Origin of the sequence: Acinetobacter sp. ANC 4910 (assembly GCF_004331035.1) — a bacterium.
In the GTDB taxonomy this organism is placed as follows: domain Bacteria; phylum Pseudomonadota; class Gammaproteobacteria; order Pseudomonadales; family Moraxellaceae; genus Acinetobacter.
The window spans coordinates 12,719-38,827 of record NZ_SJNT01000003.1; the positions used below are offsets into that span (position 1 = coordinate 12,719).

The window sequence follows — 26,109 nt, forward strand, 5'->3', positions numbered from 1 at the left end:
AATGTACTTAAGAAAAAAGGTGCTTTTGATGCACCTTTTTTCTAGCGTTAAGTTCAGAAAAATCGAACATAACCAAAGCTCAGCTTATTCCAATCTTTTTCATCTTGATATTGATACTCCCACCCTACGCGTAATGCATTCTGAGCGCTAATGGCATATTGTAATTGCGAATTCAATCTGACTTGCCATTGATGCGAATCTTCCCAATATGGCAATTCAACTTGTACAATTGAATTAATATGGTCTGTCCAAATATTCTGACAACCTACTGTTGGCCCCATTCCCAATCGCCAACCTTTCTCCAACGATTTTCCACCCTGAAGATAGGTTTGTATTTGTGCATAACACAGATTCTCTCGTTTTGAGTCCGCATAGCTGTAGCCCATCTGCGTTTTTAAACTGGCAACACCATGTTGATCCTGCTCGCTAAAATTCCCTGAAGAATCAGTCGCTTCTTGTTGCCAACCCAGATTAAATCCCCATGTCAACGGCGTTTTAAACGCTGTAATCGGGTTATAAGAATTTACTGTCAGAAAGTCGAAATGTTCTAACTTCAACTCATCCTCACGGAATTGAATAGCCCCATCCCAAAACAACAATTGTGTTCCAAGACGGTATCCACCTTGAGGATCAATCAAATCATGATAGGCTTGACGATGTCCCAACTCAATAAATTCATTGCCTTGAACAGTTCCTGCTTTTACAGAGAAATTTCGAGCATCATGTGATTGTGTCGGGTCAATACGTGGGCGCTCAGGCGCTTGACGCTGCTTATCTAAATCGATCGCACTGCGTAAAATAAGTAATTCACGAAGATTAGGCTGTGCAAAAGCAACATCCACTTTACGTGCGACCAATTGCAAATACAAATCGTCATAGGCCATTTCTAAAATTTTGGCACGATCTTCCGCAGAATAAGCCACCAAAATTTCCAGTCTTTGTTTTTGCTCGGCAAAGGCAACCTGATGTGCTGTTTTGGCCAAATTTTGCCCATGCTGTTTGGCTTGTGCCAATAATTGGGTTTCTAAAGCCGGACGATAAACTGTTTCACGAACAATCCCTTGTTGATCAATGGCTTTAATGGTCTGCATTGGAATGGCAGCCACTTTAAACTGTTGACTTAAATTGAGTTCAGGACGGACTAAATCAATTAATCCTAATAGGCGATAAGCACAGTTATCACTGACAAAATAATAGGGAAAAGTCACATGTTGCATTTCCCAGATATGCTGGACCAAAAAGCGAGTTTCTTCTGGGTTTAAATTGAGTTCATATTCCCACAAATCACGACTTTCTAAATCACCATATTCTTTTACTTTGCGATAATACGGCATTAAAGAGTATTCGCCAGGATATTGTCCTGTTAAACCTTTCCAAGCAAAAGACCAACCATCAGCGCTTGCGACCGTGGCTGCATAGTTCACCGCATAGGAAACCAAGTTTAATTGCTTCTGATCTTTGGGGTCTAAACGCAATAGAGTATGCCCAAACATCGAACTCGGATTCCCCATAAAGTCAGTTGCATAAATTAAAGTGGCTTTATAGGGTTTGATTTCACCAAGCCATTTGTCTAATTCAGGACATTCAACGTGGGGCAAATCTGTCGTGGCAATATTCAGTTGCTGAATTAACCATTGGCTACGTGCTGGAAATCGGCAGCGAACGGATTGATTCGGAGCTGCGGATAAGAACAATGCTTCGATATTGGCATTTAATTCATTTTGTAAGTGTGTACGTCCTTCGGGGCTAAGAAAATAGCCTGTATAGTGAACTGCACTCTGCCCTTTGGAGTCGGCATACATTAATCTTTGCCAAGTTGTCTCTTGCACGAGGTGTTTCTGGGTCGCCATTTGAACATAGTGCATAGACGATGTGGGTTCAACGGCATACGCCAGACTAGAACCCAATAAAGCTGTAAATAATGCAATCTTTTTCATTAAATTTAATATTTTTAGATATAAAAAACCCTGTCGTATTGACAGGGTTTTACAACAATCAATTAGACGTAAGCTTTAAGGACTGCATCTTTTGCCATTACCGCTTGTAGAGAAGTTAAAACTTTGTAAGAATCTTTATTCTCTGTAGAATAAATTTCAGCAAAATTTTGCTTAGATACGGCAAAGAAACGTGCTTTATCTTGCGCTTTAATATTGAGTAATTCAGCCAATACATTCAAGCTTTCGCCCTGACCCACCGCCATATCACGCGCCAATGCTTCTGCATTTTCATTGGTGAATGTGACTGCTTGTGCAGTGACTGTACCCGAACCACTACAACCGAGAGTACCAAATGTGATACCAAATAATTGGTTGGCAAATAGACCATTTGTTGTAGCGGCAAGTAATTTTGCCACTTTACCAGATTGACCCGCCCAAATCTCAGAACCAATACCGCAACCCGCATCGCTATCTGCAAATGCTGCTGTAGAACCTATTGCCAATACTGCTGCTAACGCTACTTTTTTTAACATCGCACTTCTCCAGAATTATTCTCTGAGTGTTCTAATTATTTACATGTAATGATGGATTACACAAACTTAGATTATCCGCATATCTTTAATAACGCAAAACAATTTATACTAAAGTTAAAAAACTTAAACTAAGCTATTCATATTCATCATTATTTAACTGCCAATTTCCCTGTGAATTGCGTATTCCGAGTATTTTCAAGACTAAAACTAAACTTAATAATAACAACAAATACCACGAACCTAACTTTCCCCAACCGACCATATGCCAAGCATCAACCTGACTTGGATAAAGCCAGATTTTGTAAAAAGTACTCACGTTTTCTGCAAGCCAAATAATAAAAGCCAAGACCCACAGAATAGGTAACATCGGCAGTTGAATGCTGTGATGTTGTAATTCAAAACTAATCTTGGTTTTCCAGAACAGGACGATACTCCAGCAAAACAGTACATATCGAATATCTGGAATAAAGAATTTGCTCATAAAATTCAAATAAGACAACACTGCCAAAGTCAACATATGACTAAATTTAGGCAAGGCCTTAAAAGATACGGTATAAAGCCTTAAAGAACGCGCAAAAAAACTTCCGACGGCTGAATACATAAACCCAGCAAATAAAGGCACTGTCCACAGTTTAAAGATTGCAGGTTGTGGATATTGCCATGACGCAATCGCAGGATGCGTAAGGAAAATTTCCATCCCCATTGCCATGATGTGAAACAGCGCGATAACTCTTGCTTCTGTCCAAGATTCTAATTTTAAACACAATAAACAGCATTGAATAACTAAGGCATAAAACAACAGGTAGTCATAACGGTAAAAACCATAATGAGGTTCATAACCTAAAGGCGCAGTAAAAACAAAAGCCAATAACAAGAGTATTCCAAATAAGGCAGCCGAAGCTGCCTTATAAGAAAACTCAACACAAGATTGAGCAACACGTAACACAGTAAATACTCAGCCTTAAATTTATAGATACTTTGCGCTGTATTCATGTACGGTATCAATGAACACTTTTGGATGATCCGGATTCACCCATTGCGTAATACCATGACCTAAATTCGCAATATATCCTGTTTTTTCGCCATTGGCATAAGCATCATCCAACATAGCTTGAGTGGCTTTTTGAATGGTTTGTGAAGAACCATATAAAGTTGCCGGATCTAAATTGCCTTGTAACGCTGCACGACCATTCACGATTTTACGTGCTACAGACAATGGCGTCGTCCAGTCCAAGCCTAGTGCATCTGCACCTGTTGCGACCATTGGCTCTAACCATTGACCACCACCCTTGGTGAATAAAATCACTGGAATTTTGCGACCATCTTTCTCACGATTTAAACCACAGATAATTTTCTGCATGTAATTTAATGAAAATTCGATATATTCACGATGTGCTAATGCCCCACCCCAACTGTCAAAAATTTGAACTGCTTGGGCACCCGCATCAATTTGTGCATTTAAATAGTCAATGACGGCAATGGCTAAACGATCCAGCAAAGCATGTAAAACTTCTGGCTGTGCATACATCATGTGCTTGGTATAGCGGAAGTCTTTACTGGAACCACCCTCAACCATATAAGTTGCTAAAGTCCAAGGACTTCCAGAAAAGCCTATCAGTGGCACTTGACCACCTAAAGCGGAACGAATGGTCGATACCGCATTCATGACATAATCTAAATCAGACTTTGCGTTGAATTTCGGTAAATTCATGACATCTTGTTCAGTCCGTACAGTTTTATGAAACTTTGGACCTTCGCCTGCCTCAAAATACAGACCTAAACCTAAGGCATCTGGAACGGTCAAAATGTCCGAAAATAAAATTGCGGCATCTAAGTCATAACGACGTAAAGGTTGTAAGGTCACTTCACATGCAAACTCAGTATTTTTACATAAAGAAAGGAAATCACCTGCCTTTGCACGTGTTTCACGATACTCAGGTAAATAGCGCCCTGCCTGACGCATCATCCATACAGGCGTAGTATCAACAGGCTCACGCAATAAAGCACGCAGAAAACGATCATTTTTTAAGGTCGCCATTGACTTTCCTAACTTAATTTAATCTTTGCAGCATCATAACAAAAAGGACTAAATTTTAATAACTTCTAACACGATTAAAATTTAATGTTCTTGTTCGACAAATGTCTATTTACACAAAACAAATACTGCATCTGCCATTTTTTTCTGCAATACTTGTGTCGTTTGTCACTTAGTAAATGAATAATTCTTAAGGTTGAATTACATGTTCGTTCGCACAATACTCGCAATGAGTTTAGGCTGCCTTTTTGCTGGCACAGCTTTTGCCACAGCTACTACTGCTGAACAACCATTAAAGCCCAAAGTCGTTACCAATACTGCCGTAGAAGACCCAATTAATCCTCTTGCAATAGGCTCTGCATCTTCAGCGCAAGATACACAAATTACGCCTCAAGAACAGCAAGACTTAAATAAGGCGTCGCAAACTTTACAAAATCTTCAACAAACTGAAGATAACACAGCAGATATTGGAACCGCTCCAGCCAGCTCAGCTGTAGCAACAAGTGCGGCAACAGCACCTACTTCTCCTGCTGCAAAAGCCTCTTGGACACTTGATGGTCTAAATAATGCATCGTGGTTTGACAATATTGGTAAAGGCCAATTCCCTGTTTATGCACGAACGCAAGTCATGTTGAATAACTCACATGCTTCACCAGGTGCAATTGATGGTGCTAGTGGTAAAAATACCTTAAAAGCGCTTGCTACCTTTCAGCAGATGAATGGTTTACAGCCAACAGGGACTTTAACCAAAGAAACTTGGGATGCTTTAGTCGCTAAGCAAGGGAATCGTCCAGCATTTGTAGAATACACCATTACTGATGCAGATCTGCAAGGGCCATATGCACCTTCTATTCCACACGACTATGCATTACAAGCCAAAATGAAAGGTCTGTACTACACCCGTGTAACTGAAATGTTGGGTGAAAAATTCCACATGGATGAAGATTTCTTAAAGAAACTTAATCCAAAAGCAACATTCAAGAAAGCTGGTGAAAAGATTATTGTGACGAATATTCGCAATGAACTGCCAGAAGACATTCATTTAATTGTTGCACATAAAGGTGCCAAACAACTGTATCTATTTAATAGCCGCAACCAAATGATTGCTTCTTTCCCTGCGACCATTGGTAGCGCGGATACTCCATCCCCTGAAGGGACGTATAAAGTCACTGGTGTAGCGCAAAATCCTTGGTATAGCTACTCACCAAGCAACTTTATTCAAGGTAAAAATTTAAAGCCACTTTCTTTGCCACCTGGTCCAAACGCTCCAGTCGGTAACATTTGGATTGGTTTAAGCAAAAAATCATTTGGTATTCACGGTACACCTAACCCATCTGCAATTTCAAAAACTGCATCGCATGGTTGTATCCGTTTAACCAACTGGGATGCCAACGACCTAGGTAAAAAAGTTCGTTCTGGTGTGACTGTAAAATTCCTTAATTAATTCTAGCAATTAGCCCTAAATAGCCTGCACTTGCAGGCTATTTTTTTAAGTTAAATTTCTGATTGTATTTTCTGTTTCAAAAATAGAATGAATTGTCGCTTTTATAAGGTTTAAACCACATAATCGAAACACTATGATGAGTCCATGAACAAATTAAAAATAGGATAACGATCATGCAAAGTTATTTACATCGTAGTGAAAATCGCGGTCATGTCAAAGCAGGATGGCTCGAATCAAAACATAGTTTTTCTTTTGGTAGTTGGTACGATCCAAAATATATGGGTGTAAGCGTGTTACGTGTCATTAATGATGACTTAATTGCAGCCCATAATGGCTTCGGCACACACCCACACGACAATATGGAAATTTTGACCTGTGTACTTGAAGGGACAATTTCTCATAAAGACAGTATGGGCAATGAACGTCATATCTCTGCGGGTGAATGGCAGCTCATGAGTGCGGGTACAGGTGTACAACATAGCGAAATTAATCAGGGCGATATTCCTGTACACATGCTACAAATTTGGATCCATCCTGATATCCGTGATGCTGAACCTAATTACCAACAGATTCAATATGATCCAAAATTACAGCCGAATCAATGGCATGTCATTGCAGGTCCGAATAGTGATGCTGCTATGCAAATCCGTCAGCAGGCTGAGGTTAAAACTGCCTTTATACAAGCAACGCACCATTTAGTGGTCAAAGCAACGCAGAAACTCAATTATGTTCATGTGATTTCTGGCGAGCTTGAAATTGCGGGTGAGACCTTAAAAGCTGGTGATGCTTTAGCATTTGCCGAAGAAACAGAAATTAAAGCTTTGACAGACAGCCAATTAATTTGGTTTGATTTACCTGTTTAATCAGTACATGCTTTTCAAGGCATGGGATTGATTTACTAATGTCTTTGCATGCTATCTCCTTATCTAAGCTAACTTATATTGGCAGCTCCAGAATAAAAAACCTCACAATTGTGAGGTTTCTATTCTATTCAGAAATTAATAGCCCCATGCTTTTGGGTCTAATGGCAAATCAACCGCGACTGAAAGCCCTGTATCATTACCATGCACATCTGAATCACTCACCCATCCATTCAATTTCAAAGGAATATCTGGGCGAAGATAATGCGACCATGTTAAATCGAGTGCTTTCACTTCATCTTTTTCTGGGAATGCCTGATTAATATCCAGATTAGACTGATTCACTTTCGCCATTAAAACACGTCCAAAAACGCGGTTCATAGGGTTCAAACGAATATTACCGCCGACTGAATACATTTCACCATCTCCCCCCATTGCATGACCTAATGGGAAGCCATGTTGGTAGTAACCATCTTTATATACATAATGATTATATGAAATCCCCTTCACATCACCATTGGTACGGGTATCCGTCCATTCTGTATACAACTGAAATGGCATGTTTTTAAAACTTGAAGAATAATCCACGCCAGCTAAATACATTTTTTTAGATGGAAGCAGCCCTGCTTCATCTTCACCCACATACTGACCATAAACGCTCAGTGGTGTATTCAACCATTGGTTTAAATTTAAACGTGCATCAAAACCCGCAAGTTGGTTTGATTTATCATCATCTGAGTTATAGAAATTATCATTCCCTTTAATCGCATTCCACAATGAATCCCAACTCTCCGAGCGCCCATCCCCACCCCATTGAATCATACGCGAGGCACCCAATTCCAAATACGGCAAAGGCTGAGCAGTTAAACGTAAGCCAATGAGTTTTGTGTCTGGAATAGCATCGTAATCCGCGAGTTGTCCTGCAAAGGCTTGATATTGCCAAGGTCCAATCCATGATAACCATTTAGTTTCGAATGCACTTTGATCCGCACGTTGCATGGTCAAACCATAAACAGGACGGCTTGCATCTCCACGGATTAAGCTACCATCATGTCCTGGCCCCCAATACGTTGGCATTTGACCAGCAATGAGCCACTGGTTCCATAGCTTGCCCGCCAAATATGAACCTTCAACATTGACATATTCCCCATTATCAATCATCGGGTCATGTTCAACGTTTACTTTTAATTTGGCATCCCAATTTTCGCTACCCGCGTTTAACTCTAATGCACCCACATATTGAGATTTGTTGCTTTCAGCGAAGGCCTGTGGAAATTGCTTTTCGTCTGTTGCCGCATAAAGACTCACTTTTGCCAAATGATTGTCCGCTTTTAGACTGGCTAGAACAGAGTCAATTACTTTTTGTTGTTCCGGTTGACTAATACGTGCTTGGGATAATGCACGTTGAATTTCATCCCCACTCATTGGCCATGTTGAGGTACTAATTTGAATGACGCCTTGTTGATTTAACCAGTTCAAATCCGAACGTAAATCTTGATTATTCACGACAATCCCTTGCGCAAAACCAGATGACGCTGACACCACCAACAACGCCGAAACTAAAGATTTTTTTAAAAACATTATCGTGACTTTCTCGTTACTTAATTCTGCCGACTACCATATTTTCTTTGATTAAAGATTGCAACCTGAGTATTGATTTTTGTTGTAAATGTGAAAATAAAAAAACTCGCATAAAGCGAGTTTTTTTATGAGATACAGAGCTTAGTCTTTGCGGCGCATATGTGGGAATAAAATCACATCACGGATACTTGGTGCATCTGCAAATAACATGACTAAACGGTCAATACCGATACCTTCACCCGCAGTTGGAGGTAAACCATATTCAAGTGCTTCAACAAATTCAGCATCGTAGTGCATCGCTTCGTCATCACCCGCATCTTTTTCCTGAACTTGTGCTTGGAAACGTTCTGCTTGATCAATTGGATCATTCAACTCAGAGAAACCATTTGCTAATTCACGACCACCGATAAAGAACTCAAAACGGTCGGTAATATGCGGATTATCATCATTACGACGTGCTAAAGGTGAAGTTTCAGCTGGATATTCAGTGATAAAAGTTGGTTGACGTAATTTTGTTTCAACCGTTTCTTCAAACACGATGGTTTGTAATTTACCCAAACCAAAACCAGGCTTCACTTCTGCTTTCAACACTTCTTTGGTGAATTTGGCCAAGAACTCACGGTCATTAACATTTTCAGGGGTAAAGTCTGGATTGTTTTCCAAGATTGCATCAAACATTGAAATTTTCTTGAATGGCCCTTTAAAGCTGAAGACTTCACCTTGATATGGCACATCAGTGCTGCCCAAAATATCCAAAGCCAACTTTTCCAGCATATTTTCAGTCAATGCCATCAAGTCTTTGTAATCTGCATAGGCTTGGTAGAATTCAATCATGGTAAATTCAGGGTTATGACGTGTTGACACCCCTTCATTACGGAAGTTACGGTTAATTTCAAACACGCGCTCAAAACCACCAACCACCAAACGCTTTAAATAAAGTTCTGGTGCAATACGCAAGAACAAAGGCATATCCAAAGCATTATGATGCGTTTCAAATGGACGCGCAGATGCGCCACCAGGAATTACATGCATCATTGGTGTTTCAACTTCCATGAAACGTTCGTTGTTCAAGAATGCACGGATTCCTGCAACAACTTTGGCACGAATTTCAAAAGTTTTACGTGTTTCTTCATTCACAATCAGATCAAGATAACGCTTACGGTATTTAACTTCCGTATCATTTAGACCGTGGAACTTATCTGGTAATGGACGTAATGATTTCGTCAATAATTCAAAATGTTGAATATGAACATATAAATCGCCTTTGCCTGAACGACCAATATAGCCTTCTACCGCAATAATATCACCAAGGTCTAAACCTTTAATGGTCGCTAAAGTGGCTTCATCTAACTCTTTGCGTGCAACATAAAGCTGAATACGACCTGTCATATCTTGAATCACAATGAATGATCCACGATTTAACATGACACGACCTGCAACTTTTACATAAACATGTTCAGCTGCTTCAATCTGCTCTTTCGATTGATCTTGAAATTGATCTTGTAAATCTTGTGCATAATGTTCGCGCTTGAACGAGTTCGGCCAAGGGCTTGCACCCGTTTGTTTGGCTTGCTCTTCAATTTGCTTCAACTTGGCATGACGCTGTGCAATTAAATCGTTTTCGGAAATAGGTTGTTCAGAAGTCGATTGAGCGTTGTTTTGCGTCATCTCTGCCTCGTAAAAATACTAAAAAATGAAGTGCTATAGCATAGCAGATTCATTCATGATTTCGTATGATTTCTCTTAAACAAAATAATGACCGTGAATTTAGCTTTCTTTGCTCTCCCTCAATGATTCTATTGTTCTGCTAATTCTCGAACACGCTGCAATCCTTGTTCAAAAGCTTGCTCCATCATGTATTTATAATCTTCCATCGTTTCCAATTCGACACTCAGTTCAGTTTTTCCATTAATTTCCGCCAGAGAATATTGTTCGAGTAATCCTTGCCATTGCTGAACTTCAGGGCTAGTAAAATCCTCCACCCCACCTTGCAACAGACCTTGATATTGAAAAATAACTGAACAATGCGGTAGATAAACTAAAATGGTGGCAATCAAACCATCGCCATGACTGTCTATAAATAAAGTTCTCCCACCCACTGTCCAATCGGACTGTATTTTTGATCCTTCCATAAAGAACTTGGTCCATTCAGTATAAGTATCTGAAGACCAAAGAATATTCCATATTTTTTCAGGGCTTGCTTCTATACAGATACGAAAGCGTAGATGTTCCAGCATTTTATTTTTCTCAAGCGAGTTCCTTCCTTCCAAACTACTGAATAATTACAATACGCAGTAAAATAAATCGTTAAAAAATATTTATCAAATTGACTAATTCCCAAAGAAAGACAATATATCTCTCTGTTTTATCTATTATTAAAAACTACATCACCCTATCGCATACCACTCCCTTAGACCAAATGCTAAGATCAATGCCAACTGAAGATTCGTAAAATAAAAACAATTTAAAAAAGTTGAAAAGTGAACGTTTATTAATCCGTTCTATCTTTGCAAAAAGAGAGCCTATGAATGCGATAACCATCAATATAGACCAATCGAAAATTCTTTTTTTTCATGGATTAGACTCTTCTAAAGAATCGACCAAATTCCATGCTATTCACTCTGCAAAAAAATATTGTATAGATGTCGATTACAGAAATTTAAACTATTCCACTGTTGCCGAATTTTATAAAAATGCTTTAGTGACTATTAAACCAGACTTATTAATAGGCCACAGTTTAGGCGGATATTGGGCGCTCAAAATGTCCTTACAACACCGAATTCCTTGTATTATAGCGAATCCCAATTTAACTCCAGATTTCCGCTCTGATTATCCTGCAATTACTGAATTAGATTTAGAACATGATATCCCTCAAATTGCCTACATTGAGCTTGGTGATGAGGTTTTAGACATGTATGCGACTACAGCCTTTTTAGAACCTTATATGCAAGTCGAAACGGTTGAAGGTGGACATCATCGACTGGTTACGCCAGAACGCATCAACCATCTTATTCATTATATGGAACAAACTTTTATTTTTTAACGCAATAAAAAAGCCAATCAAATGCATTTGATTGGCTTTTTTGCAGCTATTACGTGCTTAAGCGACAGCAGCTTCTAGTGTTTTTGAGTTTTCTTCCAACACTGTCCAAACTTTAAAGCCTAAATCTTGATGCAAAGTCGGTAAGTCTAAGAAAATGCTCGCACCCAATACTTGATGATGACATTTATCCATCAATTGTTTTACAGCTTTTAATGTGCCACCTGTAGCAAGCACATCATCTACAATAATCACTTTTTGTGGCTGAATATTCGCTGCAATTTCTAAACGATCTACACCATATTCAAGACTATACCCCACACCAACTACTGGAGGCGGTAATTTCCCTGCTTTACGAACCAATAAAAGACCTTTATTTAAGCGTTGAGCCAATAGGCTAGCAAGTACAAAACCACGTGCTTCAACCGCTACAAAACTCTCTACTTCTGCCAACTGTTCTGCTGGAATACTTGCAATAAGAGCATCGGCTAATGGCGTAATATTACTCATAAACAATGGGGTCAAATCATAGAAACAAATTCCCGGTTTTGGGAAATCTTGGACAGTACGAATGTGTGACCACAATACAGCAGACAAATTTTTCATGGGAGAGAATTTAAAACGAAAAGAGAATAGATGAATTTTAACGCTTATTCGACATTCAGGATAGATAATAGCCAACTTTTCAGGCGAGAATGTTTTTTATTAATTTCTGCAAGAACTTGAATTATATAAATAATTTTTATAATAAATATTAACTATAGACTTGTATGATTATAATATAACAATATTTACGGTTTTAAATCTGCTCGACCTTAGTCTGATAACCTCCCAATAAAGCCCGTTGTAATGAATTTTCTCTAAATTGTCTAACAAAAATACATGACTACGTTTGAATTGATAAGTTTTGTCCTACTCAGCCATTCAGATCTGTGATTCTCTAATTAAAATCCGATATTTGCTTTACATTCGTCCTAGAACTGCGTAAAAATTTAGGCGAAAATAGCGCTAGCAATTAGATCATTAGAGCCATGCGGTATATGAGTTATTGCTGATCTAACATATCTCGATCAGAATTGGAGAATCAGATGAAAAAGTATCAATGCATCGTTTGTGGATGGATTTACGACGAGGCAGAAGGCTGGCCGCAAGACGGTATCGTTGCGGGCACCAAATGGGACGATATTCCAGATGACTGGACTTGCCCAGATTGTGGTGTTTCTAAAGCCGACTTTGAAATGATTGAAATTTAATAATAACGAAAAGGCCCTTCTCAGTGGTCTTTTTTTACACCTTATTTTTGGAGAAAAAAATGCAGCCTATCGTTATCATTGGTTCAGGCATGGCTGGCTATACCGTGGCACGTGAGTTTCGCAAACTCAATGCGGAACAAGAACTGATTATGATTACCGCAGATGATGCCAGCAATTATGCGAAGCCAACCTTATCTAATGCATTAGCAGGCAAAAAATCTCCTGAACAAATCGCCTTGGGCGATGCAGAAAAAATGAGTACTCAGCTCAATATGCGTATTGAAACCCATACTTGGGTCAAAGAAATCCGTAGCGAGCAACATCAACTTGTCTTAGAAAAAAATGGGCAATCGAGTACCTTGGACTATGCAAAACTAATTCTAGCTGTGGGTGCAAATCCAATCCGTCTTGCAATTGCTGGAGACGGTAGTAACGATATTCACGTGGTCAACTCTCTCAATGACTATAAAGAATTTCGTACAAACCTTGATCAATGCCAAGATAAACGTGTGGTGATTTTAGGCGCAGGATTAATTGGCTGCGAGTTTGCCAATGATCTACAAAATACCGGGCATCATGCTACGGTCATTGATTTAGCTGCACAACCTTTAGGTCGTCTACTGCCTGCACATATTGCTTCAGCTTTCCAAGAAAATCTTGAAGAAACAGGCATCCATTTTGTTTTAGGTACGACTGTTGAAAAAGTATCTAAAATCGAAAATGGTGACTATCTTGTCACTTTAGCCAATGGACAATCTGTAATCGCTGATATAGTGCTTTCAGCAATTGGTTTACAGCCCAATATTAGCTTGGCTAAAACAGGCCATATTCAGACTAGCCGTGGCATTTTGACCAACAGCCATCTAGAAACAAATTTATCCAATATTTATGCAGTAGGTGACTGTGCGGAAGTGAATGGAACTTTATTGCCTTATGTGATGCCTATCATGCAGCAAGCTCGAGCACTGGCAAAAACCTTAAATGGTGAGCATACCGCAGTACACTATCCTGCCATGCCTGTTGCAGTAAAAACCCCAGCTGCACCACTCACCGTTCTACCTGCACCTATTGATGCTGACGTGAATTGGGAAACTGAAGAATTTGATGATGGCATGCTAGCCAAAGCATTTGACAGTACAGGGACTTTACGTGGTTTTGTATTGTTAGGTGCAACAGCAGCGAAACAACGATTAGCACTAACCAAGTTAGTTCCAGACTTGATTCCTGTATCAATTTAAGTTCAAAATAGAGAGGACGTTCACATTTTTGAATGTCCTCTTATTAGGGGAGAAAGAAGAATGAATAGCGCATTACAATTCAAAAATTCACCTTACACCCCGTTTATGCATGAAACCAAGGTAAACTTGGGGAATGGAATTGAATTACACGTCGAAGTTGGCGGTCAACCTGAACATCCAACCATCTTACTCATTATGGGGTTAGGTGCTCAATTATTATTCTGGCCCGATTTCTTTTGTAAAACACTGATTGATCATGGCTATCGTGTTGTTCGTTACGATAATCGTGATATTGGTTTATCTTCTAAAATACGCCATCAGGGACCACGTCTAAATACCATTAAATTAATGGGGCGTTTTGCACTGGGTTTAGAAAACCAAGGTGCGCCTTATAATTTACATGATATGGCCGATGATGCTGCGCTCTTGATTGAACGCATGGGACTGGAAAATGTCTTTGTTTTGGGGGCATCCATGGGCGGAATGATCGCACAAATTCTAGCTGCAAAAAATCCAGATAAAGTCAGCAAATTAGGATTGGTGTTTACCAGCAACAATCAACCTTTACTCCCTCCTCCTTTTCCAAAGCAATTGTTCAGCCTTATTGGTCGACCAGAATCGAATGATGAGGAAGGGATTATTAACCACAGCTTAAAAGTCTTTAATATTATTGGTTCACCTGGTTATATCAATCAACTTGAAACCATGCAAACCGCTCGTAAATTATATCAACGAAGTTATTACCCAGCGGGTGTACTTCAACAGTTTTTAGCAATATTATGTACAGGCTCCTTGTTACAACTGGACAAGCAGATTCAACAACCGACCCTTGTGGTACATGGTTCACGTGATCGCTTGCTCCCACCTAGTCATGGTAAAGCTGTTGCAAAAGCAATTACAGGCGCTAAATTTGAATTAATTGATGGAATGGGGCATGATATCCCTCCGCATTTCATTCCTCATCTTAGCGGATTATTTGCTCATCATTTTAAATCTTAAACATTAGGACACTATGGCTGCATTACCATCCCTGAGACAGCTGTCATACCTTGTAACACTGTCTGAAACGCTGCACTTCACTGAAGCGGCGCGTCGTTCGTTCGTGACCCAATCTACTCTTTCGGGTGGGATCATGGAACTTGAACGCTTACTGGGTGGCGTCCTCGTTGAACGCGATCGCCAAAATGTACGTTTAACCCCGCTTGGCGAACAAGTTGTCGCTCGAGCCCGTGTTCTACTTGCTGATGCTCAAGACTTAATGCGCTTAAGTCGTGAAATGAGTGAGCCTTTGACTGGTGATCTACATTTAGGTGTTATTCCAACGATTGCGCCTTTTATTTTGTCGCAACTACTTGACGAAGTGCATAAGCAACTTCCTAAAATCCAGTTGCATTTACATGAAGCACAAAGCGAAAAAATTGTTGAAAAACTTGAACATGGTAACTTAGATATGGTGTTGTTGGCACTGCCATTTGACACGCGTGGACTTAAAGTTGCTGAAATTGCAAAAGAAGACTTGTTCTTGGTGTGTCATAAATCTGACCAACGTTCGGCACAAGCGGTAACGCTGGAAGATTTAGATTTATCACGTTTAACATTGTTGGAAGAAGGACATTGCTTACGTGATCATGCCTTAAGTGCCTGCCCAATTGGGGAACGTAAAAATGATCACCGCTTAAAGGCAAGTTCATTACCGACTTTAATTGAAATGGTCTCTGCAAACTTGGGCTTTACTTTATTGCCTGAAATTGCTTTGCACACCAATATGATTAAAGCCAACCCAGACTTAATTGTAAAACCGATTCAAGATGCACCAAGTCGCACATTGGCATTAATTACGCGTAAGAGCACACCATTGCAAAGCGAATTTGATGTGCTATTGCAAATCTTACAGAAAATTACCTAAGAACGAACTTTTAGGTTCGATCATAAAAACCCAGTGTCAGCACTGGGTTTTTCATTTTTACAATGGTGACATTCTTAAAATTACTCTGCATCCCCCATCCCAAATGCAATACATCTGCAATAAATTGTTTTTATTCTGTATCACCTCTTTAAAAATTGCATTTTTTAAGAAAACGTTCAGGTTCAGAATTTATAAATGCGCAATGAACAAAAGACCTTAGTCGACTCCCAGAAATAAGAACAATTTTGAGTTTTTGTGGTCACTAATCTCCCGCACTAAAAGTTTTTTAGAAGATATCGCTATGCTTGCTCGCTTTGCATCTCCTTGGTTTCCCCTTTCGCTAGGATTATTGTGTTCGCTCAGCGCGTCATTCAGTATGGCAGCCGAGCCTCCCAAAGCTGACTCATCTACCCTAACCATTATTGGTTATCATGAAATTACCGATCAAAAAAATGCCCTGATCCCTGACTATGCAGTAACACCACAACAGTTTAGTCAGCACCTTGACTGGCTACAAAACAATGGTTTTCACTTTGTGAATGTCAACCAATTGATTCAAGCCCACCAAGGCAAATACCGCTTGCCAAGTAAACCCGTATTATTGACTATAGATGATGGCTATCAATCATTTTATACCCATGCCTACCCAATTCTTAAAGCCAAACATATTCCTGTAGTACTTGCTGTGGTCGGTTCATGGCTCACCCCGAAAGCCAATCAACCAGTTCATTTTGGTGACGATGTTATTTCACGTGACAAAATTCTGACTTGGTCAGAACTGAAAGAAATGCAAGACAGTGGTTTAGTCGAAATTGGGAATCATAGTTTTAATTTACATCGTGGCATTAATGCCAATCCGCAAGGTAATTCTGAACCTGCGGCCATTACACGTGAATATGATGCAAAACAGCAACGCTATGAAAATGATCAGCAATATACCACCCGCATCACTCAAGATTTAAAACATAACAACGAATTACTCCAAGCTCATGGTTTAAAAGCACCACGTGTCATGGTTTGGCCATATGGTCGCTATAACATGCAAGATGTGAATATTGCCAAGCAGTTAGGTATGCCAATTACCATTACCCTAGATGATGGCCCCGATCATGTGCATGGTTCTTTGCAAACGCTGAACCGTATTTTGGTTGAAGGCAATATGAGTACCGCCGATCTGGCACAAGAAATCAAAAATCGTGAAATGAATTTGGGCGATAACAACCGCCCACAAAAAATCATGCATATCGATTTGGATTATGTTTATGACCCTAATCCTAAGCAACAAGAACATAATCTTGGCATTTTGCTAGATCGCATTCGTGCTATGGGGGTCAATACTGTTTATTTACAAGCTTTCTCAGATTCCGATGGTGACGGTTCTGCCAATATGGTGTATTTCCCAAATCGTCATTTACCTATGCGTGCTGATCTATTTAATCATGTGGCTTGGCAAATTCAGACCCGTACCCAAGTCAGCCGTATCTATGCTTGGATGCCTTTATTGGCATGGGAACTTCCCCAAACGGATCCAGTAAGCAAAGATGTAGTTGAAACACAACAAGTTAGTCAAGATCATTTAAATATGGGCTATCTACGCTTATCGCCTTATTCTGCCCGTGCACGTCAAACCATCAGTGAGATCTATCAGGATTTAGCAAAATCTACGCCATTTAACGGCATTCTATTCCATGACGATACCACTCTATCTGATTATGAAGATGCCAGCCCAAATGCTTTAACGGCCTATGCAGCACAAGGTTTACCGACTGATTTAGCGAAAATTCGTGCCGATGATGCCTTATTGCAAAAATGGACTGCATATAAAACCAAAACCATTGATGATTTTGCCATGCAGCTTGCCAGCCAAGTCCGTCAGTACGAACCCTTCCTGCTCACTGCACGTAATTTATATGCACAAGTCGCATTAAAACCTTATGCAGAAAACTGGTATTCACAGTCACTTGAAGAGTCCTTAAAACGTTACGACTTTACTGCAATTATGGCAATGCCCTATATGGAGCAAGCACCTGACGCCGATCAGTTTTATCGTGACATCGTTCAACGGGTCAAATCTTTCCCGAATGGTATGAAAAAAACAGTCTTTGAATTGCAAGCGACCAACTGGCGTAACAATCAGAAAATTCCGTCACAGGAACTGGCAAGCACGATTCAGTCCTTATACAGCCAAGGGGTTATACATGTTGCCTATTACCCTGACGACCCAATTCAAGGACATCCAGACCCAAAAGTCATGCATGATGTCTTTGCAACCAAATCTTCTCAATTAATTCCATAAAGGCAGTTGAGTATGTTCCCTCATTTCAATCTTTGGTTGCATCACGCACTCAACTTTGTGTTTTATTACCCGTTATTCATGTCTTACCTGTGGATGTTAGGTGCACTAATTTTCTATCGTAAAGAGCGTAAACAACCTGCCTATCAACAACCCAAGACATTACCGCACTACCCTCTGGTTGCGGTATTAATCCCTTGTTTTAATGAGGGTGATAATGCAGAAGAAACCATTAGTCATGCTTTAAAACTGGACTATCCGAATTTTGAAGTCATTGCAATTAATGATGGTAGTTCGGACAACACTGCTGAAGTATTGAACCAATTGGCACAGCAGCATGAACGTTTACGTGTGGTGCATCTTGCGAAAAACCAAGGTAAAGCCATGGCATTACAAGCGGGTAGCCTTGTGACTGAAGCCGAATTCCTATTGGGAATAGATGGAGATGCCCTACTCGACCCACATGCAGCAACATGGATGATGCAACATTTCATTGCCAATCCTAAGATTGCAGCGGTGACAGGCAATCCGCGTATTCGGACCCGTTCAACACTCTTGGGACGCATTCAAGTTGGTGAGTTTTCTTCGATTGTGGGTATGATTAAACGCGCACAGCGTACCTTTGGACGATTGTTTACGGTATCAGGCGTGATTACGGCGTTCCGTAAAAGTGCCGTGCATCAGGTGGGATATTGGTCGCCCAACATGCTCACTGAAGACATTGACATCACTTGGAAATTGCAGCGTGCGGGTTGGGACATTCAGTTTGAACCGAATGCACTGGTGTGGATTTTAATGCCTGAAACGCTTTCTGGACTTTGGAAACAACGTCTACGTTGGGCAATGGGTGGTGCTCAAGTCTTAATCAAAAATTTGGATGTATTCACTCAACCAAAATTAAACTTCTTATGGCCACTGATGTTAGAACTTTGTCTAACGCTAGTTTGGTCCTATTTAATGTTATTATTGGCCATTTTGTGGCTTGTACATTTTATTTTCCCAATAGCCGCATTGAGTAGTATTAGCTCTCCATTCTTACCTTATGGCAGTGGTGTATTACTGGGAGCGACCTGTCTTATTCAGTTTGCTTTAAGCAAATGGATGGATAGTAGATATGAACCGAATTTAGGCAAAAACTACTTCTGGATGATTTGGTATCCGTTTGTATTCTGGCTCATTACCATTGGGGCCACCATTATGGCTTTTCCAAAAGTGTTGTTACGTGGTGAAGATAAACGCGCGCGCTGGGTAAGCCCAGACCGCGGTGTTCGTTTATAACACTCAACACGATTAGAGTATCTCAAAATGAAATCTCAACATGATTTAGTGATTGATTTGCGTCATTTACTGCCTTGGCATAAACGCTATATGTCCAACACCACTACGGCATTAATGTGGGGTGCATGGTTCATGCTTTGGCGTCCTTTCTTGCTGGTCTGGATTCTCATACAATTACAGAAAAGCGTAGCGGTACACCATTTGTTAAGTGCACTGAGTATAAGCCTTGAATATGGTGGCTTAGAACTACTACTCTGTAGTGTGGGTTTATTGCTCTGGAGCAAATTTATGCCGTCTGCAAGTGTTAACATAGAGCAAGAACAGTCTTTAACTACACAACAATATGCTGATTATTTCGAGCTTAGCAACCAAAAAATTGAACAATCTCGACAGTATAAAATCACCGTGGTTCATCATAATGATCAAGGACAAATCATTGATCTAGAATAATAGAATATAGATCACCCCACCCGTCTAAAAACAATTGACCTCAAGATCTCTTGAGGTCTTTTTTATTCAAGTCATTTTTCAAAACCAAAGTGTAGTCGCATCTAAATCCTTCGCAAAATAAAAACAAAACTGCCTACCTCTTGTTTTCATCATGATTACCGCTTTTGCCTTTAAAATATCTATGGAAATAGGCGTGAATCTGATTGAACCCTAGCAATTCATCTGCTTCTAATCGCAATAAATATCTGTGAGAAAGCAGCCGTTCTTCGCATCAAAACGATGGATTTTTTAATCAAACAGACATAAAAAAAGCGCTGACCATGCAGCGCTTTTATTCCGTCTCTTAAGAACTTTAAGAAACGAACTGGAGGAAAATCCAGTATAAACCACCAGATAAACAAATGGTGGCAGGAAGTGTAAAAATCCATGCCGAAAGAATTGTTTTTACAGTGGCAAAATTCAAACCTGACTTGTTGGCTACCATCGTACCCGCAACCGCACTGTTTAATACGTGAGTTGTAGAAACTGGCATACCAAAACCATCCGCCGCTGCAATGGTCGACATTGCCACAAGTTCAGCAGACATACCCTGACCATAAGTCATGTGATGTTTACCAATACGCTCACCAACAGTCACTACAATACGCTTCCAGCCCACCATTGTGCCTAGACCCAAAGCCAAAGCTACTGCAACTTTTACCCACGTTGGAATGTACTGTAAGAAGCTATCCAAATTGCTACGGTACTCTTTCACCACCTTTTGCTGAGCTTCAGGCATCGCAGGTAACTGGTCTGCTTTATCCAAACGTTTGAACGCTGTTGTGCTCAAATACATATCATTACGGATAGATGAAATTGCATCTTCAGGAATATTTTTCAAGTCGCCATATTGAGCAATACGGTCACCCAAATGATCAGTCAAACTTGCCAAAGCAGGCACCACTTCTGGAGTCAATTCTTTGGTTTGAACATACGCAGTAATGGTTTGACGCGCTTTTTCATCTGGAATATCTGCATGTGCAGGATACATCGCAACCGCAGCTTGAGATGACAATTTCTCAAATGACTGGATATGTGCTGAGTCTAAATTCTTGTTGAGTGAATAAGCCAACGGCACCAAACCAATCAAAATTAACATGATTAAGCCCATGCCTTTTTGACCGTCGTTTGAACCATGTGCAAAGCTTACCCCTGTACAGGTAAAAATTAGAATGGCACGAATCAGTGGCGGTGGTGGTTTATTGCCTTCAGGTGGTTGGAATAATTCGAGCTGACGCTTGAAGACTTTTTTCACCAATAAGAAAACAACAGCAGCAAATGCAAAACCAATTAAAGGAGAAAACAATAATGCTTTACCCACTTTCATCACTTGGTCCATATCAACACCACTGGCACCACTACCCGAATGTAATAGGTAGTTCATAATGCCTACACCCAGAATAGAACCAATCAGAGTGTGCGAACTCGATGCAGGAATACCCAAGAACCAAGTGCCTAAATTCCACAGAATTGCAGCAATCAGCATGGCAAAGACCATCGCGAAGCCTGCCCCTGAACTCACATTCATAATCAGTTCAACTGGCAGTAAAGCAATAATGCCATAAGCAACCGCGCCGCTAGCGACCATAACCCCAAGGAAATTACAAAAACCAGCCCACATCACCGCAACAGGCGCAGACAGAGCATTGGTATAAATGACAGTTGCAACTGCATTGGCTGTGTCATGGAAACCATTCACAAACTCAAAGCCTAGTGCAATCAATAATGCCGTCGCTAAAAGAATAACAGAATACAAACTTAATGGTGGTACATGCGACAAGTCCGCAGATACCTGAAACCCAATATAAATGAGGGTTGCAATAATGACCGTAAAAAACACCGGCATAAAAAACTTCGGTGTTGGAACATGCACATTCGTCGACTTGTTCGATGCTGAATGCATACGATCTTGGACGGGAGGAGTTTTTGAATTCATGCAGACGGTTAAGAGGATAATAAAATCCCCTTATTGTTCAATTAAATTATGACAATTATATGACAAACAGGTGTCATATAAAGCCAAATTTTTAACAATTGACCTGTTTTAAATCACTCCGCGCTACTATGGGGAGAATTTTCGACTGTAAATCTGTTTTTTTCAAATACTTATAACAAAAAAATATTTCATGCAAAAAAGTAGTTGATTTTCAGAAATGTAAAAAAATTTATCATTCTCTGATGCGCTTTCACCTTGAAATCGAAACGGATCCATCATGCCTATGTAATATTGCATTTCAATGAAATCGCCAAATAACTCTTCTTTTTTGCATGAATACTACTAACTTGACAGTCAAAAAGCTGAATTAAAATAAAATTAAGCCTGAGTTCTGTTAAAATATGCTCCATTTCAAGACTTGTCGTGTATTGGGGTTATTTATGTCCACGCTTACCACCCTTAAAAAGCTTCTCGCTGAGCGTATATTGATCATTGATGGCGCAATGGGCACCATGATTCAGCGCCATAAGCTCGAAGAAGAAGATTATCGTGGTGAACGCTTTGTAGATTGGGCATCTGACCTTAAAGGCAACAATGACTTATTGGTCTTGACGCAACCGCAGATTATTCAAGGCATTCATGAAGCCTATCTAGATGCGGGCGCAGACATTATTGAAACCAACAGCTTTAACGGCACGCGTGTTTCTATGTCGGACTACCACATGGAAGATTTGGTTCCCGAAATTAACCGTGAAGCAGCGCGTTTAGCCAAAGCTGCCTGTGAAAAATATTCAACTCCAGACAAACCGCGTTTTGTGGCAGGTGTACTTGGGCCAACATCACGTACTTGTTCAATTTCACCCAATGTAAACGATCCTGCATTTCGTAACATTACTTTTGATGAACTCAAAGAAAACTATATTGAAGCAACACATGCCTTAATCGAAGGTGGTTCAGACATCATCTTGATTGAAACTGTGTTCGATACATTGAACTGTAAAGCGGCAATCTTTGCAGTCAAGGAAGTATTCAAACAACTTGGTCGTGAACTGCCGTTGATGATTTCAGGCACCATTACCGATGCTTCAGGTCGTACCCTTACAGGTCAAACTGCGGAGGCGTTCTGGAACTCGGTGCGTCACGGGGATTTACTGTCGATTGGTTTTAACTGTGCCTTGGGTGCAGATGCCATGCGCCCTCACGTCAAAACCATTGCCGATGTTGCAGATACCTTTGTTTCAGCGCATCCCAATGCAGGCTTGCCGAATGCTTTTGGTGAATATGATGAAACCCCAGAGCAAACAGCTGCATTCATCAAAGAATTTGCAGAAAGTGGTTTGATCAATATTACAGGCGGTTGCTGTGGTACAACGCCAGATCATATTCGTGCCATTTACAATGCGGTTAAAGACATTCAGCCACGCCAGATTCCTGAAACGAAGCCTGCTTGCCGTTTAAGTGGTTTAGAACCATTTAACATTTATGATGATTCTTTGTTCGTTAACGTGGGTGAACGTACCAACGTGACAGGTTCAAAAAAGTTCCTACGCTTAATCCGTGAAGAAAAATTTGCAGAAGCTTTGGAAGTTGCACAACAACAAGTGGAAGCTGGCGCGCAAATTATCGACATCAACATGGATGAAGGGATGCTCGATTCGCAAAATGCGATGGTACATTTCCTCAATCTCGTTGCATCTGAGCCTGATATTTCTCGCGTACCGATCATGATTGACTCATCGAAATGGGAAATCATTGAAGCAGGCTTAAAATGCGTACAAGGTAAACCTGTCGTAAACTCGATTTCCTTAAAAGAAGGTTGTGACGAGTTTGTCGAAAAAGCACGTTTATGCCGTCAGTATGGTGCTGCGATTATTGTGATGGCCTTTGATGAAACAGGTCAGGCAGATACGGCTGCACGCAAACGTGAAATCTGTAAACGTTCTTATGACGTTTTGGTTAATGAGGTGGGCTTCCCTGCTGAAGATATTATTTTTGACCCGAACGTATTTGCGGTCGCAACAGGGATTGAAGAACACAATAACTATGGCGTCGATTTTATTGAAGCCACAGGTTGGATTAAACAAAACCTACCGCATGCCATGATTTCAGGTGGTGTATCCAACGTATCCTTCTCATTCCGTGGTAATGAACCTGTACGTGAAGCGATTCACTCTGTGTTCCTTTACTATGCAATTAAACAAGGCATGACTATGGGCATCGTCAACGCTGGTCAAATGGCGATTTATGACGATATTCCAAAAGAACTGAAAGATGCGGTTGAAGATGTTGTACTGAATCAGAACCAAGGTGATTCAGGTCAAAACGCGACAGAAAAATTGCTTGAAGTGGCGGAAAAATTCCGTGGTCATACTGGCGCTCAACGTGAAGCCGAAAACCTTGAATGGCGTAACGAACCTGTAGAAAAACGTCTTGAATATGCTCTAGTCAAAGGTATTACCACATACATTGACGAAGATACTGAAGAAGCGCGTCTGAAAGCTAAACGTCCACTCGATGTGATTGAAGGCGCTTTGATGGACGGCATGAACGTGGTTGGTGACCTGTTCGGTTCAGGCAAAATGTTCCTCCCTCAAGTGGTTAAATCGGCACGCGTGATGAAACAAGCTGTGGCATGGTTAAACCCATACATCGAAGCCGAAAAAGGCAATGCACAATCCAAAGGTCGTGTATTGATGGCAACCGTGAAAGGCGACGTACACGATATTGGTAAAAATATCGTGGGCGTGGTCTTGGGTTGTAACGGCTATGACATTGTTGATCTTGGTGTGATGGTGCCTGCGGAAAAAATCCTGCAAACCGCAATTGATGAGAAATGTGACATCATCGGGTTATCTGGTTTGATCACGCCATCTTTGGATGAAATGGTGTTTGTTGCCAAAGAAATGCAACGTAAAGGTTTTGACATTCCTTTATTGATTGGTGGTGCAACCACATCCAAAGCACATACCGCAGTGAAGATTGATCCGCAATATTCAAATGATGCAGTAATTTATGTTGCCGATGCTTCTCGTGCGGTGGGCGTCGCAACCACCCTACTCTCGAAAGAAATGCGCGGTAATTTTATTGCTGAACATCGTGCTGAATATACCAAGATTCGTGAACGTTTAGCCAATAAGCAGCCGAAAGCAGCAAAACTCAGTTATGCCGAATCGGTTGAAAATGGTTTTAAAGTCGATGCGAACTATGTACCACCGATTCCAAATACAATAGGTACACATGTACTGACCAATTACCCACTTGCAACCTTGGTGGAATATTTTGACTGGACGCCATTCTTTATTTCTTGGAGCTTGGCGGGTAAATTCCCGAAAATCTTAGAAGATGAAGTGGTCGGTGAAGCTGCAACTGATTTATACAATCAAGCGCAAGCCATGCTCAAAGATGTGATCGAGAATCATCGTTTCGATGCCCGTGCCGTGTTTGGTCTATACCCTGCACAACGTACAGGTGCCGATACAGTTAGCGTGTTTGATGAAGCTGGTCAAAATGTTACGCATACTTTTGAGCACTTACGTCAGCAATCTGACAAAGTCACAGGTAAACCAAACTTGTCTTTGGCAGATTACATTCGCGCTGACCGTGAGCAACAGGATTACTTAGGCGGATTCACTGTATCGATTTTTGGTGCAGAAGAATTGGCAAACGAATACAAAGCTAAAGGTGATGACTACTCTGCAATTTTAGTTCAGTCACTAGCCGACCGTTTTGCTGAAGCCTTTGCAGAACACTTGCATGAGCGTATCCGTAAAGAGTTCTGGGGCTATAAAGCGGATGAGACTTTGAGCAATGCAGAATTGATCAAAGAGAAATATGTCGGTATTCGTCCTGCGCCAGGCTACCCTGCTTGCCCTGAGCACTCTGAAAAGGCAGTGTTATTTGATTGGTTAGGTTCTACCGACAAAATCGGCACCAAACTGACTGAACATTTTGCAATGATGCCACCATCTTCAGTCAGTGGTTTCTATTATTCGCACCCTCAAAGTGAATACTTTAACGTGGGCAAAATCTCTCAAGACCAACTTGAAGATTATGCAAAACGTAAAGGTTGGACACTTGATGAGGCAAAACGCTGGTTAGGTCCGAATTTAGATGATTCGATTGTTTAACTTAGTTTTTTAATCTCCCCTAACCCCTCTTTAAAAAGAGGGGAATATCATGTGAGTAAATGAATTACGTGACAGCTCCTCCCTTTTTGAAAGGGAGGTTGGGAGGGATTAAAATTTGACAAATAATTGTAGATCAGATACTTTCAAAAAAATTCAGAC

20 protein-coding genes are annotated in these 26,109 nt (G+C 40.5%); 11 read left to right on the top strand and 9 right to left on the bottom strand.

The annotated features are described in order from the left end of the window. Positions 1 to 53 precede the first annotated feature (53 nt). The 4 genes from E0H82_RS03290 to hemE form a co-directional block, all read right to left on the bottom strand. Positions 54 to 1,937: a DUF4105 domain-containing protein gene (locus E0H82_RS03290; protein WP_131263004.1), complete on the bottom strand. Its 1,884-nt coding sequence runs from the start codon at positions 1,935 to 1,937 to the stop codon at positions 54 to 56. Positions 1,938 to 1,999: 62 nt separating this feature from the next. Beyond that, entirely contained in the window at positions 2,000 to 2,470 is a 471-nt protein-coding gene (locus tag E0H82_RS03295; protein WP_131263006.1) for a DUF3015 family protein, read from the bottom strand. Between the two features lie 133 nt (positions 2,471 to 2,603). Beyond that, entirely contained in the window at positions 2,604 to 3,416 is an 813-nt protein-coding gene (locus tag E0H82_RS03300) for a DUF817 family protein (RefSeq protein ID WP_131263008.1), read from the bottom strand. A gap of 21 nt (positions 3,417 to 3,437) precedes the next feature. Continuing rightward, entirely contained in the window at positions 3,438 to 4,508 is a 1,071-nt protein-coding gene (hemE, locus tag E0H82_RS03305) for a uroporphyrinogen decarboxylase (protein ID WP_131263010.1), read from the bottom strand. A 202-nt stretch (positions 4,509 to 4,710) separates the two neighbouring features. Here hemE and E0H82_RS03310 point away from each other — a divergent pair, with 202 nt between their 5' ends. Together E0H82_RS03310 and E0H82_RS03315 are read left to right on the top strand one after the other, a co-directional pair. Continuing rightward, a complete protein-coding gene (locus E0H82_RS03310; RefSeq protein WP_131263012.1) occupies positions 4,711 to 5,949 on the top strand; it encodes a L,D-transpeptidase family protein in 1,239 nt (412 codons plus the stop codon). A gap of 173 nt (positions 5,950 to 6,122) precedes the next feature. Further along, positions 6,123 to 6,812, top strand: coding sequence for a pirin family protein (locus E0H82_RS03315; RefSeq protein WP_131263013.1), 690 nt, complete (start codon positions 6,123 to 6,125; stop codon positions 6,810 to 6,812). Positions 6,813 to 6,947: 135 nt separating this feature from the next. Here E0H82_RS03315 and E0H82_RS03320 read toward each other — a convergent pair whose 3' ends face one another. From E0H82_RS03320 to E0H82_RS03330, 3 genes are all read right to left on the bottom strand, one after another. Next, complete coding sequence (locus E0H82_RS03320) at positions 6,948 to 8,390, bottom strand: capsule assembly Wzi family protein (protein ID WP_131263015.1); 1,443 nt, start codon at positions 8,388 to 8,390, stop codon at positions 6,948 to 6,950. A 141-nt stretch (positions 8,391 to 8,531) separates the two neighbouring features. Further along, complete coding sequence (gene lysS, locus E0H82_RS03325) at positions 8,532 to 10,058, bottom strand: lysine--tRNA ligase (RefSeq protein WP_131263017.1); 1,527 nt, start codon at positions 10,056 to 10,058, stop codon at positions 8,532 to 8,534. A 128-nt stretch (positions 10,059 to 10,186) separates the two neighbouring features. Further along, a complete protein-coding gene (locus tag E0H82_RS03330) occupies positions 10,187 to 10,627 on the bottom strand; it encodes an SRPBCC domain-containing protein (RefSeq protein ID WP_131263019.1) in 441 nt (146 codons plus the stop codon). A 287-nt stretch (positions 10,628 to 10,914) separates the two neighbouring features. Here E0H82_RS03330 and E0H82_RS03335 point away from each other — a divergent pair, with 287 nt between their 5' ends. Then, entirely contained in the window at positions 10,915 to 11,433 is a 519-nt protein-coding gene (locus tag E0H82_RS03335; RefSeq protein WP_131263021.1) for a YqiA/YcfP family alpha/beta fold hydrolase, read from the top strand. 57 nt (positions 11,434 to 11,490) lie between these two features. Here the strand turns inward: E0H82_RS03335 and E0H82_RS03340 are convergent, their stop codons facing one another. Beyond that, a complete protein-coding gene (locus E0H82_RS03340) occupies positions 11,491 to 12,036 on the bottom strand; it encodes an adenine phosphoribosyltransferase (RefSeq protein ID WP_131263023.1) in 546 nt (181 codons plus the stop codon). Positions 12,037 to 12,518: 482 nt separating this feature from the next. Here E0H82_RS03340 and rubA point away from each other — a divergent pair, with 482 nt between their 5' ends. From rubA to pgaD, 7 genes are all read left to right on the top strand, one after another. Next, on the top strand, positions 12,519 to 12,683 hold the full coding sequence (rubA, locus tag E0H82_RS03345) for a rubredoxin RubA (protein ID WP_016166951.1): 165 nt from the start codon (positions 12,519 to 12,521) through the stop codon (positions 12,681 to 12,683). A 59-nt stretch (positions 12,684 to 12,742) separates the two neighbouring features. Then, positions 12,743 to 13,921, top strand: coding sequence for an FAD-dependent oxidoreductase (locus E0H82_RS03350; protein ID WP_131263025.1), 1,179 nt, complete (start codon positions 12,743 to 12,745; stop codon positions 13,919 to 13,921). 60 nt (positions 13,922 to 13,981) lie between these two features. Next, a complete protein-coding gene (gene estB / locus E0H82_RS03355) occupies positions 13,982 to 14,920 on the top strand; it encodes an esterase EstB (protein WP_131263026.1) in 939 nt (312 codons plus the stop codon). A 13-nt stretch (positions 14,921 to 14,933) separates the two neighbouring features. Continuing rightward, entirely contained in the window at positions 14,934 to 15,827 is an 894-nt protein-coding gene (gene oxyR, locus E0H82_RS03360; RefSeq protein ID WP_116761840.1) for a LysR family transcriptional regulator OxyR, read from the top strand. Between the two features lie 301 nt (positions 15,828 to 16,128). Further along, complete coding sequence (gene pgaB, locus E0H82_RS03365) at positions 16,129 to 18,123, top strand: poly-beta-1,6-N-acetyl-D-glucosamine N-deacetylase PgaB (RefSeq protein WP_131263028.1); 1,995 nt, start codon at positions 16,129 to 16,131, stop codon at positions 18,121 to 18,123. Between the two features lie 12 nt (positions 18,124 to 18,135). After that, on the top strand, positions 18,136 to 19,398 hold the full coding sequence (gene pgaC, locus E0H82_RS03370; protein ID WP_131263030.1) for a poly-beta-1,6-N-acetyl-D-glucosamine synthase: 1,263 nt from the start codon (positions 18,136 to 18,138) through the stop codon (positions 19,396 to 19,398). A 27-nt stretch (positions 19,399 to 19,425) separates the two neighbouring features. Then, positions 19,426 to 19,848 (top strand): poly-beta-1,6-N-acetyl-D-glucosamine biosynthesis protein PgaD, encoded by a 423-nt coding sequence (gene pgaD / locus E0H82_RS03375; protein ID WP_131263032.1) that lies wholly within the window; start codon positions 19,426 to 19,428, stop codon positions 19,846 to 19,848. Positions 19,849 to 20,200: 352 nt separating this feature from the next. On the opposite strand, the gene E0H82_RS03380 is transcribed toward pgaD, so the two are convergent. Next, entirely contained in the window at positions 20,201 to 21,823 is a 1,623-nt protein-coding gene (locus E0H82_RS03380) for an inorganic phosphate transporter (protein ID WP_131263034.1), read from the bottom strand. Positions 21,824 to 22,263: 440 nt separating this feature from the next. On the opposite strand from E0H82_RS03380, the gene metH reads away from it, so the two are divergent. Then, on the top strand, positions 22,264 to 25,950 hold the full coding sequence (gene metH / locus E0H82_RS03385; RefSeq protein ID WP_131263036.1) for a methionine synthase: 3,687 nt from the start codon (positions 22,264 to 22,266) through the stop codon (positions 25,948 to 25,950). Positions 25,951 to 26,109: the final 159 nt, after the last annotated feature.

Coding starts and splice junctions, on each gene's coding strand:
- E0H82_RS03290 (WP_131263004.1), bottom strand. CDS start 1,937: ATGAAAAAGATTGCATTATTTACAGCTTTATTGGGTTCTAGTCTGGCG.
- E0H82_RS03295 (WP_131263006.1), bottom strand. CDS start 2,470: ATGTTAAAAAAAGTAGCGTTAGCAGCAGTATTGGCAATAGGTTCTACA.
- hemE (WP_131263010.1), bottom strand. CDS start 4,508: ATGGCGACCTTAAAAAATGATCGTTTTCTGCGTGCTTTATTGCGTGAG.
- E0H82_RS03310 (WP_131263012.1), top strand. CDS start 4,711: ATGTTCGTTCGCACAATACTCGCAATGAGTTTAGGCTGCCTTTTTGCT.
- E0H82_RS03315 (WP_131263013.1), top strand. CDS start 6,123: ATGCAAAGTTATTTACATCGTAGTGAAAATCGCGGTCATGTCAAAGCA.
- E0H82_RS03320 (WP_131263015.1), bottom strand. CDS start 8,390: ATGTTTTTAAAAAAATCTTTAGTTTCGGCGTTGTTGGTGGTGTCAGCG.
- lysS (WP_131263017.1), bottom strand. CDS start 10,058: ATGACGCAAAACAACGCTCAATCGACTTCTGAACAACCTATTTCCGAA.
- E0H82_RS03330 (WP_131263019.1), bottom strand. CDS start 10,627: ATGCTGGAACATCTACGCTTTCGTATCTGTATAGAAGCAAGCCCTGAA.
- E0H82_RS03335 (WP_131263021.1), top strand. CDS start 10,915: ATGAATGCGATAACCATCAATATAGACCAATCGAAAATTCTTTTTTTT.
- E0H82_RS03340 (WP_131263023.1), bottom strand. CDS start 12,036: ATGAAAAATTTGTCTGCTGTATTGTGGTCACACATTCGTACTGTCCAA.
- rubA (WP_016166951.1), top strand. CDS start 12,519: ATGAAAAAGTATCAATGCATCGTTTGTGGATGGATTTACGACGAGGCA.
- E0H82_RS03350 (WP_131263025.1), top strand. CDS start 12,743: ATGCAGCCTATCGTTATCATTGGTTCAGGCATGGCTGGCTATACCGTG.
- estB (WP_131263026.1), top strand. CDS start 13,982: ATGAATAGCGCATTACAATTCAAAAATTCACCTTACACCCCGTTTATG.
- oxyR (WP_116761840.1), top strand. CDS start 14,934: ATGGCTGCATTACCATCCCTGAGACAGCTGTCATACCTTGTAACACTG.
- pgaB (WP_131263028.1), top strand. CDS start 16,129: ATGCTTGCTCGCTTTGCATCTCCTTGGTTTCCCCTTTCGCTAGGATTA.
- pgaC (WP_131263030.1), top strand. CDS start 18,136: ATGTTCCCTCATTTCAATCTTTGGTTGCATCACGCACTCAACTTTGTG.
- pgaD (WP_131263032.1), top strand. CDS start 19,426: ATGAAATCTCAACATGATTTAGTGATTGATTTGCGTCATTTACTGCCT.
- E0H82_RS03380 (WP_131263034.1), bottom strand. CDS start 21,823: ATGAATTCAAAAACTCCTCCCGTCCAAGATCGTATGCATTCAGCATCG.
- metH (WP_131263036.1), top strand. CDS start 22,264: ATGTCCACGCTTACCACCCTTAAAAAGCTTCTCGCTGAGCGTATATTG.